Source organism: Paenibacillus pabuli NBRC 13638, assembly GCF_001514495.1.
In the GTDB taxonomy this organism is placed as follows: Bacteria; Bacillota; Bacilli; order Paenibacillales; family Paenibacillaceae; genus Paenibacillus; species Paenibacillus pabuli.
On the sequence record NZ_BCNM01000007.1, the window covers coordinates 1 to 17,987 of the forward strand.

The following is a 17,987-nucleotide window of genomic DNA, read 5'->3' on the forward strand; positions in this document are numbered from 1 at the left end:
CTTCGAATCTAATGGTGGTTCAGTCGTTCCTGATCAGACAGTCCAGTATGGTGAGTTAGCGGCAGTTCCTGACGTTCCAACCAAAGCAGGACACACTTTCACTGGCTGGTATACTGAGCCTGAATGGAGTACGCCATTTGACCTGAATACTACATCGATTGTCCAGGACACCACATTGTATGCAAAATGGGCACCAAACACGTATAAGGTAACGTTCCATACACTTGGAGGTTCAGCAGTATCCGATGCAGCTGTTGAATACGGAAGGAAACTTTCAGCACCTGCTTCGCCAAGCCGTTCCGGCTATACGTTTGCAGGCTGGTATGCAGACCCCGAGTTGAAGACTCTATTCAACTTTGCTCAAACAGAGATTACAGCCGATCTGACCTTATATGCCAAATGGAGTGTTTCTTCCACGCCACCATCAGGTGGTAATGATGGTAACAGCAGCGGCGGCGGCTCTGGTAACCAGAATAACAACGGGTCGAGCAGTACCCCTTCGCCACCTAATACCACACCCCATTCGTCCACGAATGGACATTTAACACTTGCAGCAGGGCAGGCCGGGCAATTAAGTTTGGGTAATGACATTTTGGTATCCATTCCTGCCGGCGCCATGAACCAGGAACTCAAGGTTACCATTGAACAGATTGCAGATCCCTCTGCCTCGCTGACCCACCAGGTCCAACTGCTAAGCCCGGTATATGAACTGCTTAAGAACGCTCCTCAAAACTTCACTGTGCCCGTAACCATATCCCTGACATTTGATCCATCAAAGTTGCAGAGCAATCAGCGGGCTGAACTCTTTTACTTTGATGAACAAGATAAGGTTTGGCTATCCGCTGGTGAACCTACTGTGGAAGGCAAGCACATTCGGGTGGACGTTAATCATTTTACCAAGTTCGCCGTGTTGGCGGTTGATCCGCCCAAAGAGCCAGCAGACATTTCGTTTCATGATGTCGAAGGTCACTGGGCGAAAGAAGTCATCCAGCAAGCTGCTCTTCAAGGCATCGTGAAAGGGTATAGCGATGGAACCTTCAAACCGGATGCATCCATTACACGTGCAGAGTTTACGGTGATGCTGATGAATACGCTGCACACAGAGTACACGGAAGCGACATTATCTTTTACCGATCGTTCGAAAATAGGAGACTGGGCACAGTCTGCTGTGGCACACGCTGTACATGCGGGATTCATTCAAGGGGATAACAATGGGGCTTTTCGCCCGAATGAAGCTATAACCCGTGCAGAGATGGCTGTTATGATCGCCAACGCTATGCAATTAAAGGCAGACTCCGGCACGGGATCATCCTTTGTAGATGATGAACAGATTCCGTCGTGGGCCAAAACAGCTGTTGCTGGCTTGCAAAAGTCCGGGCTATTGAACGGCAAAGGTCTGAACACCTTTGCTCCTAGAGACAACACTACACGTGCAGAAGCGGTTAAATTATTGCTGAGCATGCCAAAATAAAATAACAAGCAAAGATAAAAGCCTGCGTTCTGGCAGTACCCTCTCGAAGTTTAAGAGGGGCTACCACAGAACACAGGCTCTTTGTTTTTTTAAGAATACTGAATGGCATTGGCAATAAGCATAAATACAATACCCATAGCGATCCACATGACCATCAGCGGCCAGAAAAATCTAACCCACTTCTGATACGGAATGCCGGACACCGCGAGACTGCCCATCAAGGCAGAGGACGTTGGCAGAATCATGTTGGTGAAGCCGTCTCCGAACTGGAAGGCCAGAACAGCGGTCTGACGGGTAACCCCAAGCAGATCCGATAATGGAACCATGATTGGCATGGTTGTCACGGCCATACCTGTACCGGAGGTAATGAACACGTTCATGATATTTTGGAAGAAATACATACCTAATACCTGCACAGAGGACGGCAATTCACCAACCAGTGTAGACATCCCGTAAACGACGGAATCAATCACGTTACCCTGATCGAGGACAACCATGATGCCTCTTGCCAGACCGATGATAAAGGCACCATAGGCAATACTGCTTGCGCCTTTGACGAATTCACTGGCAATTCGGCTAGGACCGAACCCGGACACGAGACCAGAGATCACGCCCATGCTCAGGAAGAGAGCCGCCAGTTCCTCCATCCACCAGCCTTCTTTGGATACACCCCAGATTAACAGGGCAAAGCCAGCTACAATCGTAATGATGGTCAGAATATGTGTGATGCGAATCGTTGGCAGTTTGTTCAGGTCCACCGCAGGTGTATCTGCTGCCTGCTCCTGTTCCAGCTCATGCACCAAACCACGAGTTGGATCAGACTTCACTCTGGACGCGTACCGCATAATATAGATACTTGTCACGGAGATGAGACACACCAGGATAATCGCGCGCAGCCACATACCTGAGAAGATCGGTACTTCTGCAATGGCCTGAGCCAGTCCCACATTGAACGGATTGAGCAGTCCCGCGGTAAAACCACACGAGGCCCCCAGTGAGATCATCGCCGTACCCGTTAGAGCGTCATACCCCAGCGCACGCGCGATGGCAATTCCGATCGGTACAAAGACCATAACCTCCGTGGACATGCCCATCGTAAACCCACCAACTGAGAACAAGGTGATGAATACCGGGATGACCCATAATCCTTTATTAGCGAAAGAACGGGCTACCCTACCTGTAAGAGCTTCAATCGTTCCCGTGCTCGTAATGATCTGAAATGCTCCACCGATGATGAAAATAAAGAATACAACGTCCGCGGAATCAACCAGTCCGCGAACGATGGACTTGGGAATATCCCACAATCCCGTTGGATCGGCCTCTACATGATGGTATGAACCCGGAACGAGCAAGGATTTGCCTGTTGCTTCATCCTTGACCCGATCAAATTCCCCTGCGGGAATAATATAGGTTAGGACAGTAGCTACCAGCACCAAAATGAACAAGATGACGAAGGTGTGAGGCATTTTGAACCATTTACGCCGTTGTTGTGGTTGTTTAGTTATGTTCTCCAATTCATCATCCCTCGTCCTTCTGATGTTTCCATGCTTCAAATTCATCACGTACCTGCTGCAATGCTGCCTTGTCTGCGTACAAATCGAATGCCGTAAGTGCAAGTGCCTTCGCTGCACGATTCAGTTCGACCATACCTTCCTCTGCTCCGGCAAGCCGGGCAAATTCAGGTGTATGTGTTGTCGCGTCGCCTAACCGAATATACGGATGGATCGCGGCAGTGATTTGGCTTACGTTACCAATATCCGATGATCCGACGCCGCCTGTTTGCGGTGGATCATGCACCTCAATGCCCATATCCTCCAGGTTCTGCCGGAACAGACCCGCCAGAGTCTTGTTGTTATTCCGCTCGGCATAGATCAGGCCTTCCGTAATATCTACCGTAGCCCCAACGCCTTCCGCAGCATGGCGCACAACGCGATACACTTTATCCATGACGATCTTCAGCTCTTCGACTGTCTTGGCCCGAATGATATATACGGCTTCAGCCAGTTCAGGCACCACGTTGGGCGCATCTCCACCTTTGGTGATGATTCCGTTCACCCGAACGTCATCCTTCAAATAGGGACGCAGCGAGTTAATCCCCGCGTACGCGTTAACCAAGGCATCCAGTGCACTAATGCCTTTCTCAGGAGACGAGGCTGCATGTGCCTGTTTGCCGTGGAACGTAAAGGTTGCGTCCACACAGGCCAGCGCACCTCTCAGTACCATCGTTTTTTGCTGCGGGTGGCACATCATGACAGCATCAATCTCATTGAATACGCCATCGTTCACCATAATAATTTTGCCGCCGCCCTCTTCTTCAGCCGGAGTCCCAAGAACGATGATCCGTCCTGGAAGATCAGGGCAAGCTTCCTTGAGCGCCAGTGCTGCACCAACAGCAGCGGTTCCGATCAGATTGTGTCCGCAGGCGTGTCCGATGCGGGGCAGCGCATCATATTCAGCGAGCAGTGCAATCGTGGGTCCACCTGGCTGGCCTTCCCATACAGCACGGAACGAGGTGTCGAGGCCTGAAATGCCTTTTTCCACCTGAAATCCGGCTGCTTCCAGCGGTTCGGTTAACCATTGTTGTGCTTGAACTTCCTGAAAGCTAAGTTCAGGGTTAGCGTGAATGCGCAGGGATAATTTCCGCAAGTCGGGGTCCAGCCGATCTACGGTTTCTTTGATTTTTTGCTTCATATGAGCAGGGTCAGGATACATATTATTTTGCCGCCTTTCTCCAAATACAGCATTTCTATATTCAATTTAATCGAATAAATATACAATCAGATTGGATATATTGTATGTGTGACCAAGCCATAAGTAAATTCAAAAAAATTAAGGAATAGCCCATAAAAAATTTTATGGACTCGCTTGATAATAACATAGGGATATCACTAGATGTCAGTACAGTACGGGTACATTTACATATAAGCCAAGACGGATTCGGTAAACATTTTAATCTTGTGTACATCCTTTGAATGGATACTCCCAATGAAAATGACACTGCTGAATCCTTTTTTTGATAATAAAACACCGGATAATTATGCATCTACTCCACTACGTCTGTATCTAGCTTCCATCCACAACATGCTGTGTTCCTGCCGTTCTCATCAAGTCAACAAAGCGACCTACCGTTGCCTGCTGCAGCACACTTTCCTTATACACCAACCACGTATTACGCCGCACTCCCTGCCCATTCTGCCGAATCAGTTCCTGCTGATGGAGACCATCCGAAGCAGATACGAAAATCCCTGGAATAATGGCATAACCGAGCCCATAACGCACCATTTCCTTGCATGTCTCATAACTGTCCACACGCATCGCGACCGTTGGTGAACATTCATAGCGCTCATACCACCATGCCGCTACACCCTCTCGAAATGGGCTCGCGGGAGAGCCACCCGCCTTCGTTAGAGGCTCCTGAAATGCAATTTGTGGAAGCTCCGGCAGTTGATCCAGTTCAATGGGTTTACGGGATACAACGCAGACCGGTTCATCGTGCAGCAGATGTTTCCCCTCATACCACGGATGCTCTCCCCGTATGACACCTACCTGAATTTCATCCCGCATCAACAGCTCCATAACCTCCACGCTCAGAGCACAGGTCACTGCAAACTGCACCTCAGGGTACAGCTCCTTGAACTGCTTTAACAACGGAGGAAGCTTGTACAACGAATAATGATTGGCAATCCCGAGACGCAACGTTCCCTTAACCTCATTACGAATGTTTGACAGCTGTTCCTTGACCTGATTAAGCTCATTGAGCATTTTACGGGCATACATTGCAAGATGCTCTCCCTCAGGAGTGAATCTGGCACCCTTTAACGTTTTATCGATCAGCGGTACGCCAAATTCCTTCTCCAATTGCTGCAAACGATATGTCAAAGCCGGCTGGGTCATAAACATGCGCTCCGCAGCCTTGGTGAGACTGCTTTCTTCGGAAACGCTCAGCAGCAAACGGCAGTCCTTTTCATCCATGACCATGTCCCCTTTCACTTCTCGTCTCTTCAGTATAACCTCTGTAGTCCTGCAGAAGTGCCTCTCCTTGACACAAACGGATACGAGATTTAAAATATGGAAAATCAGAAAAATAAAATGATTTATTTATTTTCCCATGAACTTCGGGATAGGAGGACATTTTAATATGGTTAAAGAACGAATCCTTGATGCTGTCCGTACAGAAGTGATACGCAGCGGCTTTCGATTCAGTATGAATGACTTGTCCACACAGCTTGGAATGAGCACCAAAACCATATATGAACTCTTCTCCTCCAAAGAAGACTTGCTCACTGCCCTGCTTGACACTTCACTCGCTGAGATCGTGGAGAAGGAGCAGCAGCTACTGAGGGATCCTTCGCTCTCCAATCGGTCCAAGTTAAGACAATCCCTTGTCATGCTGCCAACTGATCTGGTTATGTTCGATCTCAGGCGTTTGTCAGAATTGCAACGATATTATCCAGTCGTCTGGAGCAAGTTGGATCTCTTTATAACGGGGCACTGGGATGAGATTAGACAACTGATTCAGACAGGGAAAGCATCCGGCGAACTGCGTGCATTCGATACCGAAATTTTTGTACAGGTATACATTGGTGGGTTGTACAGGTTGATGGAACAATCAGCAAGCGGATCATTCAACGGAGGCACATTGACTGCAGCACTGCGGGAGATGGTAGACATGCTGCTGGAAGGTGTGCTACCAAAGGAGGAGCAATAATAATGGCATGGGTTTGGCTCTCTATAGCCGTTTTATTCGAAGTTGCCGGGACAATCTCCATGAAATTGTCGGAAGGACTCAGCAAACCAGGGCTTGCTGTACTTATGGGGGCTTTTTATCTTATCAGTTTTGGTGTCATGAGTCTGGCACTGAAAGAAATCCCTGTTAGTATCGCTTATGCCATATGGTCCGGAGCTGGCATCACCATCCTGGCCGTAGTTGGACTGTTCGCGTTTCAGGAACCGATGACCTGGTTGAAAGCAGGATCGCTGCTACTCATTATTCTCGGTGTGGCTGGATTGCGGATAAGCAGCCCGGAAGCGAAGGTATCCAACGACTCTACCCACTCGATAATCGTGTACTCGTCTTCTGCAGCACCAATGGAAGTTCCGTTCCATACATTTGCTGAATCGGCTTCTATCAAGGAGGAATCACGTTGAGCCGCTCGTTAAAAACTCTGTTTCTCCTCACGGATATTGGTTTTCTTTTATACTGGATTGTGACTTGGGGAGCGTGGATTCCAAAAGAATACTTGTATCAGGATTATAACAATCCCCTGCTGGTATCGTGGAACCTGTCTTTTCTGCCGCTTGATCTACTCATCTCAGCGACAGGGCTTTACAGTCTGTTCCTGCTGCGCCGTTCCGATCAACGCTGGCGGTTAGTCGCCTTGATCTCCCTCGTTCTGACCTTTTGTTCCGGGCTTCAGGCCATTGCCTTCTGGTCGTTCCGTGCAGACTTCGACTGGAGCTGGTGGGTTCCGAACCTTTACTTGATGATCTATCCGTTATTCTATATACGGGCGATTTTCAGCAGTAACGACCCTGCTACCTTACAACAGACTTCCACTACGCCAAAGTCTGGTTCCAGTACTTCTGTTACCTGATACAATGAATCACAATTGTTATGGTTTTATTTATAAAAAAGGCCTGTGCCCTCGTGGGTACAGGCTCATCATGATTACTGCGAAATCGTAATGACCGAGGTGACGAAGTGGTACGATTCATTTTCCTGCACTGCCTGTGACAGCAAAATCCGGTTGCCCTCCGGGCTCCAGGCGAGCGGATCGGAGGCGTTATCCATATCGGCAGAGATCTGGAACTGCTCTGCGGATTCCGTATTGGAGACGAACAGCCCTTTTTCATCATCACTTTCCGAATTAATGGTATAGGCGATTTTGGAATCGTCACCCGACCAGCTTGTTCCGAAGATTTGCGTGCCTCTGGCAAGTGTGGCTTTTTCATTCCCTTCCAGATCGGTCAGCACCAGCGCCCGTTTGGTATCGGCTGTTTTTTTCACAATCGCCAGTTTTGAACCATCATTGGACGGAATGACCCACTCTACACTTTTCAGCACCTGCTTCACTTCAGTGGTCTTCGTATCGTAGGCATTCAACTGTCCGTCCGTGCCTGTGATGTAGTAGATCACATCCCCCGAAACGCTGACGCTGCTTATATTAAAGTTCCCCGTCTTCACCAGCACTTTGGTCGTTCCATCCACACTCGCTGATACGATATCTCCATTCATGTTTGGAAAAACGACATGCTCCCTATCCAGCCATGCGCCTTCAAAAACAAATCCATCGTCCTTGCCCGCAGGTACCACTTCCCCGTTGTGCAGGTTCAGAATAAAGCCTTTGCCTGTTGATTCCTCTGGTTCTCTGTAGAAAATATACTGACTATCCGGCGACACGAGTGGAGAGCCCAGACTCACTTCACTTTCCTTCACTGGTGTATCTGTACCCTTCGTTAGATCATACATGTATAAGTTATGCGGATATCGCTTCACACCCTCAACCGTGACAGGCTTCAAGGACATGTTCTCTTTATCCGACAAAATCCAGTCATTGCTCAACCACGCTACCCCGCGCATATTCGGCAGTTTATCGATTTTCTCCAGCTTAAAGCTCTGGTACACCGACGTATTGGTGTTATCCTTTACCGTAATATCCGTACCGGTTTTTCCGTTCTGTGTATCGCCCCCTGGTTCCGTTGTTCCCCCGCATGCTGTTGCCGATAATAGGACGATTGCCCCGAGCGTGCCCAAAGCCGCCTGTTTCCAATTCATCATGGTCCCTCCTGATTGCTTTCTATAGACCAAGCATACCCATCGCATACTTCCAAAGTTATTCAGACTTGTTTCCAACTTGTAAACTCGAAACGGCCAGAGGAAAAATTAACCGGAACGTTGTTCCTTCCTCATCCTTCGAATCGCTCTGCAACAGTGTGATCATACCGCCCTGCTTCTCCACAAATTGCTTGACGAGTGATAGTCCCAGTCCGGTTCCTCCGGTTTTTCTGGCCCTGTCCTTATTGACAGTGTAAAAGGGTTCAAAAATCTTCTCCTGTGCCTCTGCCGGAATCGGAGTACCCGAGTTAAAGATATGGATAACCGCTTGACGCTCCTGCATTCGTAACTCGTTGCTTACCCGGATAACGCCACCCGGCACGTTATATTTAATGGCATTATCCAGCATATTGATGAAAATATGCATCAGACTTTCCCGATCACTGCGGATGACCGCAGGCTGCAGATTCAGTTCCATTTTTAGTGCAAATTTCTCAGCCTTTCCGCGCATCCGGCCACAGGCATCCTCCAGCAAAGCACGTACCTCCACATCCTCCGCCTGATTTTCGAAATCATATTTCTCCAGAGCAGATAAATGCAGCACCTTCTCTACCATCTCGTATAATCGCTCGGTTTCCTTGCCAATATTATTCGTGGCATCATCGAGCAGCTGCGGATCATCCTTATACATGTCCAGCAGCTCCACATATGCCTTAATGGACGTAAGCGGCGTCTTAAACTCATGGCTGATGTTACCGATATACTGTTTCTGCTGCTGCTCCAGTGCTTGAAGTTTCTCGATCGCGAGCTGGAGCTTCTGCTGTTCTTCATGCATGGCTGCAATATTCTGTTGAATGGATGTGCTCATATAATAAATGCCTTGTCCCAACTCGCCTAATTCATCCTTGCGCCGCACTGGCGATTCGGCAATATAATGGCCCTCCCGGATGGAATCGGCAGACTTCTTCAAGCGGGTTATCGCAACGGCAAAACGATTGTAGAAGAGATACCCCAGAATGAAGCTCAGCCCAACAACCGCAATCCCCGCCCACATAAACAACTGCAGGATACGGGCATAGAATTCATGATAGCTCTGAACCGGATACTGCATGCGCACAGCGCCCATCTGTCCATCTGGTCCATCCAGCGGTGCCATATATAACAGCGTATCCCCTTGCTCGTGGTAAGCAATTTTATTTTGCAATGCATAGTTTAGCGTAGCAGTAATATCTGCACTTTCCTCAGACATGATTGAGGAACCAACCTGCTGTCCCTTCATATCATAAAGTGCAATGGGCAGACCTGTGGAGCTCGCAAGCTCCTGAGCCAGCCTGCGGCCATTCTGCTGTAAAAAAACCTCCTGTTCCAGACGCACGGACTCGGTATAATAAGACTGCCGCACATTCAGATTCACCAGACGGGTCTGTTGGGACAAAACAGTCTCGATCTGCGTCTGCTGATTGCGCTCAATACCTCGCAATACCAGAGAGCTCAGTACAACGACGGTCAGGATCAGCAATGCGGCCAGAAAAACGCTGAACTTCAGCTTGATGCTGACTCTCATGCCGAGCCGCCCGGTTCAGGGGCTGCTGCCTTGTAGCCAATGCCGTATACCGTCTGCAATTTTTGCTGATCGGTATCGCCGATTTTTTTGCGCAGCCGCTGAATATGAATATCCACCGTCCGTGTGCCCCCGGCATATTCCATCCCCCACACCCGGTCCAATAGATCATCCCGCGTATATACACGCTCCGGGTTGGACATCAGAATGGTCAGCAAGTCGAACTCTTTTGGCGTCAAATCCAGCTTCTCCTCATTCACCATCACGGTGCGGTGAGCGATATGGATGCGTAATGTTCCATTGACGATAGCCTGATTCTTGGAATCATCAGATGGTGGACTGCTTTTCTCCACGCGACGCATCAGTGCTTTTACCCGGGCGAGCAATTCGCGGATTTCAAACGGTTTGGTCATGTAATCATCCGCGCCCATTTCCAGGCCGACGATCTTGTCCACGATGTCATTTTTGACGGTCAGCAAAATAATACCGATATCCTCCCGGTCCTCCAGCCTGCGGCATACGCCGTATCCATCCAGCTTGGGCATCATGACGTCCAGAATCATGACCTGGGGATGGAATGAGGCCACCTTGACCAATGCTTCTTCACCGTCATTCGCTGTCTCTACTTCATATCCTTCGCGCCGCAGCGCGTAGGCAATGGCACTGACGATACTGGACTCGTCATCCACGACCAGCACTTTTTTATTCATCAAAATCATCCTCTATATGTGTCATGAGTTATATCCATGGATCAATAAAGTTAAACCAACAAAATTTACAATAGACCACTCCAATTGCAGCACCATCTTCCGATCGCTGTTATCCCCTGATTTTTTGATTCCCTTTTCCTAAGGGGAAAATCCGGTGATAAAGGCGAGCGCTCCGCTTCTTCAGATAGGTTCTGCACTCTTCGTTTTCGTGTATATGTTTAGTTCATCTTATCTATGTTATCAAGGTATGACCTGATTAGCCATGGAGGACTTTACGGTTTGCAAGAAAAGCCTGTATTCTCTAAGCTTGGACTGTGCTCCACTTTTTTAATACCCCAAATACAACAAAAAGAGCCAATCCGTATTTGGATCAGCTCTGGATTCGTGTTGATTTAGTTTCAGTTACTGCTTGGGCAGCAGCTTTTTGATTTCCTCTTCAGAGAGTCCAGAGGCCTTCACCACAGCAGACATGTCTACGCCAAGTGCAAGCAGCTCACGCGCCATTTCCAATTTACCCTCTACTCTGCCTTCTACTCTGCCTTCTACTCTACCTTCTACTTTCCCTTTGGCTTCACCCTCAGCACGTGCACCTTCTATCATCGACTTCTCATCGCTTAGTGCTTTCATCCGTGCATCATAAGCCATTCTCGTAGCTGCATCCTGACTCAGGAATTCTAGCGTGTCCATCGCCTTTTTCAGCATCGGTTCATTCATCGCCAGCACCTCCCAGTTTGATGGATCAATCCCTTTTAAGAATAAAAGCCAGTTTACCAGTCCGCCCTTGTCCATAGGGACAGGGTGTTGATCCAGTTTGGTCAATTCCATCACATGAATTTCTATATCATCTGTCAAACCAATACCTGTATGATCTTCGCGTAAATGAAAAACATTGTGATATCGTTCATTATCCAGACATGAGTAATTTAAAATATTGATTGTCACGCATTTTTTCAAAAGATTATAGTTTTCGCCCTTCTTGATCTGGTGAGAGTACATTTCGCTCCAGTAGAACAGCGTCCTTTTTTCCATATTATACGGATTAAACAGCTGCATCTCAATGTTGATTAACTTGCCCTCCACCGTACGTGCTTTGATATCCAAAATAGATTGTTTATCTTCCGGACTATCTTTGTCCGTAAACGTGTTAATAAGTGTAATCTCTGTAAGAGGCGACTCACCGGTTTCAATAAATGTGCTGTTAAGGAAAGCCAACAAAACATCTTTACTTTGCTCACTTCCAAAAATACGTTTGAATACAAAATCCACTCGTGGATCGAGCAAATCCGTCATCCAGCATCAGCTCCATTCTTCACCAGTATTATATCATAATTCCCATACTTCCTCAGCTTAACGTTAAACCTGCATTCACATCTAGTCACTCTTCAAAGGACAGATTCATTGGCTCGTCCGACATCTCGTACTCTGTCTCCATATGTGTCAGCGGTGTGTTCAGATCAACTTCCTCGAAGCGGAAGCTGTCGACCCACACTTTTCCTTTACCGTTCAAAATAACCCCGAACGAAATGACCGCGCTCCCCTCCGGCACATCAAGCACAATACTATACTGATTCCATGGCTGCGTACCCGTAATGGGCCGATCGTGCATGTTATCAAATTGAAGTACATCATGGACGTTATTATCCACACGCATCCATAATCCGCAGAACACATCCACGCGATCTGTCTTCACAAAACCGGATAGTCTCATCCGTTTGCCTACATACCTGTCCGCTTTGAACTGCTGCATCATTGTTGCGAATTCGTTGCTCTCCATCGGTGTAACAGCTTTCAGATAGCCCGATGACTTGCCCTGATGCACTTCGGCAGGATCAATACCCATCTCATAATTTTGCGGATGACTTCCGGTTAACATCCAACCTGTAATCGTTGACGTCTGATTCATCTGTAATTCTCCTCCTCTGGTTCTTCCTTCGAATAATTTCAGATCGAACAATTTGCGAAAATGTCCTGGTGGCATGCCATATAATTTGCGGAATGCGCGGGTGAAGGCTTCCTGACTCTCAAATCCACAAGCCAGGGAGATGTCCAGAATGCCTGCATCCGTCGATCGCAGGGCCGTGGACGCCAGACTCATCCGACGGTTTCGGATATAATCCACCACGGTCATGCCAACCTCATTACGGAAAACCCGGTGGTAGTGATACGGCGACAACAACGCCTCGGACGCCACTTCCTCCAGCCCGATCTCCTCATGCAGATGGGTTTCAATATAGAACAAACTTTGCTGAATCATTGCACGGTAACGGCTCAACTGAGGTAAAGCCCCCTTCCATATCCTTACTATACGTGAATGATGTCATCGCCGTTTTGATCATTTTTGCTATCCTCACTTCTGCTGATCTCTACCGGAAATGCAAAGAGAGCCAATCACGGATTGAATCCTTTCCGTAATTGACTCTCCTGGGAAACTGTTGCTCAGTGGCTCCTGTAGAGGCACTCCATTGATCTACAACAGGTTCATTTATCTATTCACACAACATTCTTCGTCAGACAGCCGGTACCGGCTGTGCACCAACCTCTTCGTCATCATGCTCCACGAGATCATGTTTCTCCCAAGCCCGGCTCTTCCAGCGGAAATACATAATGACAGCTCGGGTCCACTCGTCTGCGGCAATCGCAAGCCAGACGCCGGCGAGCCCCATATGAAGCTTGAACACCAGCAAATAGCCCAGCGGCAGACTCATGCAGACCATTGAGATCAGCCCCATGTATACCGGGAACTTCGCATCACCTGCGGCACGAAGGGAACCAATAATCACAATATTGCAGGTTCGCCCGGTCTCCAGCAGAAGACTGAGCAGGATAACCTGTGCCCCCAGCTTGATAATTTCCGGATTATCCGTAAATATACTCATCAGTGGTACACGGAACAGAATAATAATCACATCGATGACAACCGTGGCGAGCAGTGCCCACTTCACACTGTCGAATACACGTTTGTAAGCATCGTTCTTGCGCCGCGCACCAACCAGCCGGCCAACAATAATGGACGTCCCCATGCCGATCGCCATGCTGAATAGATAGATGTAGCTTGAGATGTTACCCGCATATTGCCGGGTTGCCATCGCTTCAGCACCCAGATAGGTCACGTACAGGGTGAAGACGAGCTGGCAGGACTGATATACAACGGATTCCAGTGCAGAGGGAATACCGATTCGCAAGATTTTGCTAATAAATTTCTTCGAAAGATTGATATAATAGCCAAACTCCACCCTTACATCCATAACCCGATAGAGCAGCCAGAAGAAAATAATCAAACAGATCAGACGGCTTCCAACCGTAGAGATCGCTGCACCTTCCACACCAAGCTTCGGCATGCCGAAATGGCCAAAAATAAGGGCATAGTTACCAATAACGTGAATCACGTTCATCAGAACGGAAACATACATCGTCTCTTTGGTGTAACCATGCGTACGGATCGTCGCAGCCAGAGCGTTAATCAGTGCCTGAAGGAAGATCCCGCCTCCGACAATACTTATATAAGAACGGGCAAAATCATATATTTCACCTTGAATATGAAGCAGTGTAAGCAGATGTCCTCCGAACAGAAGGAAGCTTCCGCTGAGGATCAATCCGACGATCAGATTCAGTGTAATCGCATTACCTGTGACTTGTGCCGCCTCACTCAACTTCTTCGAACCAATATATTGTGCCACAACAATCGCAGCGCCATGTCCAATGACTTCCAGTACAAGAATAGCAATGGAAATAATCTGGTTGGCTGCTCCGACCCCGGATACTGCATTATCGGACACCGAACTGAGCATGAATGTATCCACGCTCCCCATCAACATAAACAAGAAGAGTTCCAGGAAAATAGGCCATGTTAGCCGAATCAGATTCAGATCCTTGGCATCCGAACGCAGGGACTCTTGGGTTGAGGATATTGCTGTCATTTTCTCACCTTTCCCGTGTGGGCTTTAATTCTTAGGGTATGTTAGCACAGGTAGTTTGAAAATGCAGTAGTTTTGCAAAAAAAACTGAAAGTTTTTTGAAATGCCATAAAAAGGAGCTTTCATCTTTTCATTTAGAGGGTTTACATCGTCTCCACATACCCGCTTTTTGCATGGTTTGGTTCAATGCATGGGATAGTCCACACATACTCCCATTGCAATGGAATCAGCTCGTGACAAAGGCCCCATCCACTGCCCCTTTGTATGGGGAGGTGAATGGGGCCAGAATCAACTTTTTCAATAATACCAATGTGCCTGCATGCTTCATATGAATTTTATCTTTTACCCTTTGACCGATCCGGCAGCAATACCCTCTACGATTCGATTGCTCAAAACGAGGAACGCGATCAGGATCGGAAGAATGCTGATCATCAGTGTCGCACCAATGGCTCCCCAATCCGTTGTGTACTGTCCAATAAAGTTCTGCACTCCAACGGTCAGCGTCTTGTAAGCGTCTGTGCTGATGAATGTATTCACGAAGATAAATTCATTCCAATCATAGATCATGTTAATAATTGCCGTCGTAGCGATTACCGAGGAGGTCATCGGCAGCACGATGCGGAAGAAAATCCGATGAACGGAGCAGCCATCCATTACCGCTGCCTCCTCCACTTCCCGCGGAAGGGCGTAGTAGAAACCCAGCAGGATCATAATCGTGATCGGCATATTAAACGCGATGTATGACAGAATCACCGACAATGGATGATCCGTAAGATGAAGCTTCAGGAACAGGCTGAACAGCGGAATCAGCGTAGAATGCACAGGGATCATCATACCCACCATGAACAATCCGAGCACCAGAGAACGCCCTTTCCAGCGCATGCGGGTTATGGCGAAGGTGACCAGACTCGCGAACAGCACGGTGAACACAACAGAAACAACTGTGATCCAGACACTATTGAAGAAGTATAAACTGATGTTGCCTTCCGTCCACACCTTCACATAGTTCTCCCAGCGCGGAGTCGCAGGAAGGGCAAATGGTGCCATATCGAATACTTCCTGATTATTTTTGAGCGAGAACAGCAGCAGCCAGATCAAGGGCAGAATCTGCAGCAGCGCCACCAGAATTAGCAGGATGTAGAGCAGGACATACCCGAGCCTTCTTAGCACGGTCGGTCCCGTGCCTGTTCCCGGATAGGCTGGCAACCGAACCGCAGTATCGGTCTTCACAGGGATGGACCTCCTTTCATTTCACTTACTTCACTTCACTCAAGAATACTGAATGGTGTCCTTGGACGCCGTAGCCTTTCGAAGCAGCCAGGTGACGACCAGACATATCACGAGCAGGAAGAAGCCGACGGCACTCCCGTAACCAAAGTCAAATCCTCGAAAAGCCTGATGATACATATAAGAAGCCATCACTTCACTGGAGCCATTCGGTCCACCGTCTGTCATCACATAAATTAGGTCAAAGTACTTCAGCGAGCCAACGACAGCCAGCACGATAGTCACTTTGATCACTTCCGTGATCAGGGGCAGCTTGATTCGGAAAGCAATCTGCCAAGGGCTCGCTCCATCAATTCGTGCTGCTTCTACCAGCGACTCCGGGATATTCTTGAGCGCTGCGTAGTAGATCAGGATGTAAAATCCGGCGTACTGCCACAGTATAGGTACGAACAGTGCATACAGCACCAGGGATGGCTCCGCCAGCCAGGCTGGCGGATTGGCAATTCCGATTCCTTCCAGAAAGGAGTTAAGCACACCATTGCTGGGATGATAAATCTTTAGCCATAACTGGGCAATGGCTACGGAGGACAACAACATCGGAATCAGATATATTTTCCGAAAGAGGTTGGCTCCCTTAATTTTGCCTGACAGTACAAGTGCAATCATCAGATAACCGATCAGGCTCAGTGCAGAGAACAAGGCTAGCAGAAAGGTATGATATGCACTCTGCCAGAACGTTGCGTCATGAAGCAATCTTGCATAATTTTCGAAACCGATAAAGGTCATTGCGCCGATCCCGTCCCACTGCATCAATCCGTAATATCCGGTCAGCACGATCGGGATATAGATTAGTACCAATAACAGCAGCAGTGCGGGAAGCACGTACAACGCAGCGACTAAACGGTTGGACATGACTTTATCCATCACAATATCCTCCCTATAAGCGTTGTACGGTTAGTTGCCTTTATCAATGGCTGCCTGATGATTCTTCACAAAATCCTCAGGAGTGACCGCTTTTCCGAACAGCGCCTGAATCATGTCCAGATGAACCTGAGCCGCCGTCGGTTTCATCTGCACGTCAGCGAATAAGGTCAGGCTGCTGGCCTGATTCAATTCGTTCAGCAGGTCCGTGTAGAGCTGCGGCAGTTGTACCTCGGCTGTGTCCACTTTGGTTGCCGGAATGACACCTGCTTCGGTTACAGAGCTTTCGCCCCATTTCTCTACAAAATATTGAACGAATTTCTGAGCTTCATCCTTCACTTTGGAGTTCTGTGCAACGAACAGACCTACACCCGGACCGCCGACCCAACTGTTAATATCGCTTTTGCCGCCATCCATCGTCGGGAATTTGAAAAATCCGATTTTATCCTTGAATTCCTGCGGTATATCCGGGTTTGTCGTATAATTCGGCAGTTCCCAGGTGCCCATGAGATACATGGCTGCTTTTACATTCATGAATTCCGATTTGCCTTCATCATTGGACAGGCCATTATAGCCTTTATTGAAGGCGTTCATATCCACCAGCTTCTGTACTTCCGTTGCTGCTTGAATCAGGGCAGGATCGTCAAACTTGCCTGTTCCATTGATGGCCTTCTCCAACGCATCACCGCCCAGACGATTGGCCAAGTACATGTACCAAAGGGATCCGGTCCAGCGGTCCTTATTACCGAGAGCGATGGGAACCACGCCATTGTCTGTCAGCGTTTGTATAACATTCAGAAATTCATCATATGTGGCCGGGGGTTGCAGATTATACTTGGCAAAAATATCTTTGTTGTAATAGATCGGAGATATATTCAACTCAATGGGAAGCGCATAGGTTTTGCCGTCAACCGCATATGCTTCCGTCGTTCCGGCAATGAACTTCCCATCCAGTGAACCACTCAGAAGGTCGTCCACCGGGGCAAACAGATTGCCCTTCACATAAGGCTCCAGGAAACCGGCAGCCCAGGTGACACCAACATCAGGGAGTTCATTGGAAGCGGACAGGATTTTCAGTTTGTTCTTATACTGTTCATTCTCCAGGACTTCCTGTTTGATGGTCACATTCGGATGATCGGTCTGGTACTGCTTGATGATCTCATTAACCAGCTTATTCTGCTGTGCAGAGCTGCCTGCTGGCCAGAGATGCATAAACTTAAGGGTTACTTTTCCGTCAGAGCCACTACCGCTCGTTTCACCCTCTCCGTCCGAACCTGAATTGCTGCATCCGGATAAAAACACGGCGAGGATAAGTGTCAATGTCAGCAGCATTGCTATTGGCTTTTTTCTCATATTCCCAACCCCCTGTTAATGGTTATTCGGTTGATGTAACCGCTTTAATAAAATT

The 17,987-nt window shown here is 48.2% G+C and carries 16 protein-coding genes; 4 read left to right on the forward strand and 12 right to left on the reverse strand.

Annotation, left to right across the window (positions count from 1 at the left end; all coding sequences use genetic code 11):
* Nucleotides 1–1,471, forward strand: a 1,471-nt coding sequence (locus PPA03S_RS11165; RefSeq protein ID WP_174532130.1) for an S-layer homology domain-containing protein, incomplete at its 5' end; no start/stop codon positions are given.
* 89 nt (nt 1,472–1,560) lie between these two features.
* On the opposite strand, the gene PPA03S_RS11170 is transcribed toward PPA03S_RS11165, so the two are convergent.
* The 3 genes from PPA03S_RS11170 to PPA03S_RS11180 all read right to left on the reverse strand — a co-directional run bounded on the left by PPA03S_RS11170 (nt 1,561) and on the right by PPA03S_RS11180 (nt 5,443).
* Nucleotides 1,561–2,985 (reverse strand): YfcC family protein, encoded by a 1,425-nt coding sequence (locus PPA03S_RS11170; RefSeq protein ID WP_245683576.1) that lies wholly within the window; start codon nt 2,983–2,985, stop codon nt 1,561–1,563.
* Between the two features lie 4 nt (nt 2,986–2,989).
* Nucleotides 2,990–4,162: a M20 family metallopeptidase gene (locus PPA03S_RS11175; RefSeq protein WP_245683577.1), complete on the reverse strand. Its 1,173-nt coding sequence runs from the start codon at nt 4,160–4,162 to the stop codon at nt 2,990–2,992.
* 372 nt (nt 4,163–4,534) lie between these two features.
* On the reverse strand, nt 4,535–5,443 hold the full coding sequence (locus PPA03S_RS11180) for a LysR family transcriptional regulator (protein WP_062322803.1): 909 nt from the start codon (nt 5,441–5,443) through the stop codon (nt 4,535–4,537).
* Nucleotides 5,444–5,609: 166 nt separating this feature from the next.
* Here PPA03S_RS11180 and PPA03S_RS11185 point away from each other — a divergent pair, with 166 nt between their 5' ends.
* The 3 genes from PPA03S_RS11185 to PPA03S_RS11195 are packed head-to-tail and all read left to right on the forward strand — an operon-like array spanning nt 5,610 to nt 7,065.
* The gene (locus PPA03S_RS11185; protein WP_062322805.1) at nt 5,610–6,179 is read left to right on the forward strand and encodes a TetR/AcrR family transcriptional regulator; all 570 of its coding nucleotides are present in this window, start codon (nt 5,610–5,612) and stop codon (nt 6,177–6,179) included.
* A 2-nt stretch (nt 6,180–6,181) separates the two neighbouring features.
* Complete coding sequence (locus PPA03S_RS11190; protein ID WP_068964070.1) at nt 6,182–6,619, forward strand: DMT family transporter; 438 nt, start codon at nt 6,182–6,184, stop codon at nt 6,617–6,619.
* Nucleotides 6,616–7,065: a YvaD family protein gene (locus PPA03S_RS11195; protein WP_068964072.1), complete on the forward strand. Its 450-nt coding sequence runs from the start codon at nt 6,616–6,618 to the stop codon at nt 7,063–7,065. Before PPA03S_RS11190 ends, PPA03S_RS11195 begins: the two co-directional genes overlap by 4 nt.
* A gap of 74 nt (nt 7,066–7,139) precedes the next feature.
* On the opposite strand, the gene PPA03S_RS11200 is transcribed toward PPA03S_RS11195, so the two are convergent.
* The 9 genes from PPA03S_RS11200 to PPA03S_RS11240 form a co-directional block, all read right to left on the reverse strand.
* Entirely contained in the window at nt 7,140–8,249 is a 1,110-nt protein-coding gene (locus PPA03S_RS11200; protein ID WP_167666014.1) for a DUF5050 domain-containing protein, read from the reverse strand.
* Nucleotides 8,250–8,304: 55 nt separating this feature from the next.
* A complete protein-coding gene (locus PPA03S_RS11205; protein ID WP_062322808.1) occupies nt 8,305–9,810 on the reverse strand; it encodes a sensor histidine kinase in 1,506 nt (501 codons plus the stop codon).
* Complete coding sequence (locus tag PPA03S_RS11210) at nt 9,807–10,517, reverse strand: response regulator transcription factor (protein WP_062322811.1); 711 nt, start codon at nt 10,515–10,517, stop codon at nt 9,807–9,809. Before PPA03S_RS11210 ends, PPA03S_RS11205 begins: the two co-directional genes overlap by 4 nt.
* A gap of 402 nt (nt 10,518–10,919) precedes the next feature.
* Complete coding sequence (locus PPA03S_RS11215) at nt 10,920–11,807, reverse strand: Rpn family recombination-promoting nuclease/putative transposase (RefSeq protein ID WP_062322813.1); 888 nt, start codon at nt 11,805–11,807, stop codon at nt 10,920–10,922.
* 85 nt (nt 11,808–11,892) lie between these two features.
* Nucleotides 11,893–12,789: a helix-turn-helix transcriptional regulator gene (locus PPA03S_RS11220; RefSeq protein WP_082704101.1), complete on the reverse strand. Its 897-nt coding sequence runs from the start codon at nt 12,787–12,789 to the stop codon at nt 11,893–11,895.
* Nucleotides 12,790–13,024: 235 nt separating this feature from the next.
* Entirely contained in the window at nt 13,025–14,434 is a 1,410-nt protein-coding gene (locus PPA03S_RS11225; protein WP_062322815.1) for an MATE family efflux transporter, read from the reverse strand.
* Nucleotides 14,435–14,773: 339 nt separating this feature from the next.
* Nucleotides 14,774–15,661: a carbohydrate ABC transporter permease gene (locus PPA03S_RS11230; RefSeq protein WP_379383797.1), complete on the reverse strand. Its 888-nt coding sequence runs from the start codon at nt 15,659–15,661 to the stop codon at nt 14,774–14,776.
* A 39-nt stretch (nt 15,662–15,700) separates the two neighbouring features.
* Nucleotides 15,701–16,582: a carbohydrate ABC transporter permease gene (locus PPA03S_RS11235; RefSeq protein WP_062322817.1), complete on the reverse strand. Its 882-nt coding sequence runs from the start codon at nt 16,580–16,582 to the stop codon at nt 15,701–15,703.
* A gap of 30 nt (nt 16,583–16,612) precedes the next feature.
* A complete protein-coding gene (locus PPA03S_RS11240; protein ID WP_062322819.1) occupies nt 16,613–17,932 on the reverse strand; it encodes an extracellular solute-binding protein in 1,320 nt (439 codons plus the stop codon).
* Between the last annotated feature and the right edge of the window lie 55 nt (nt 17,933–17,987).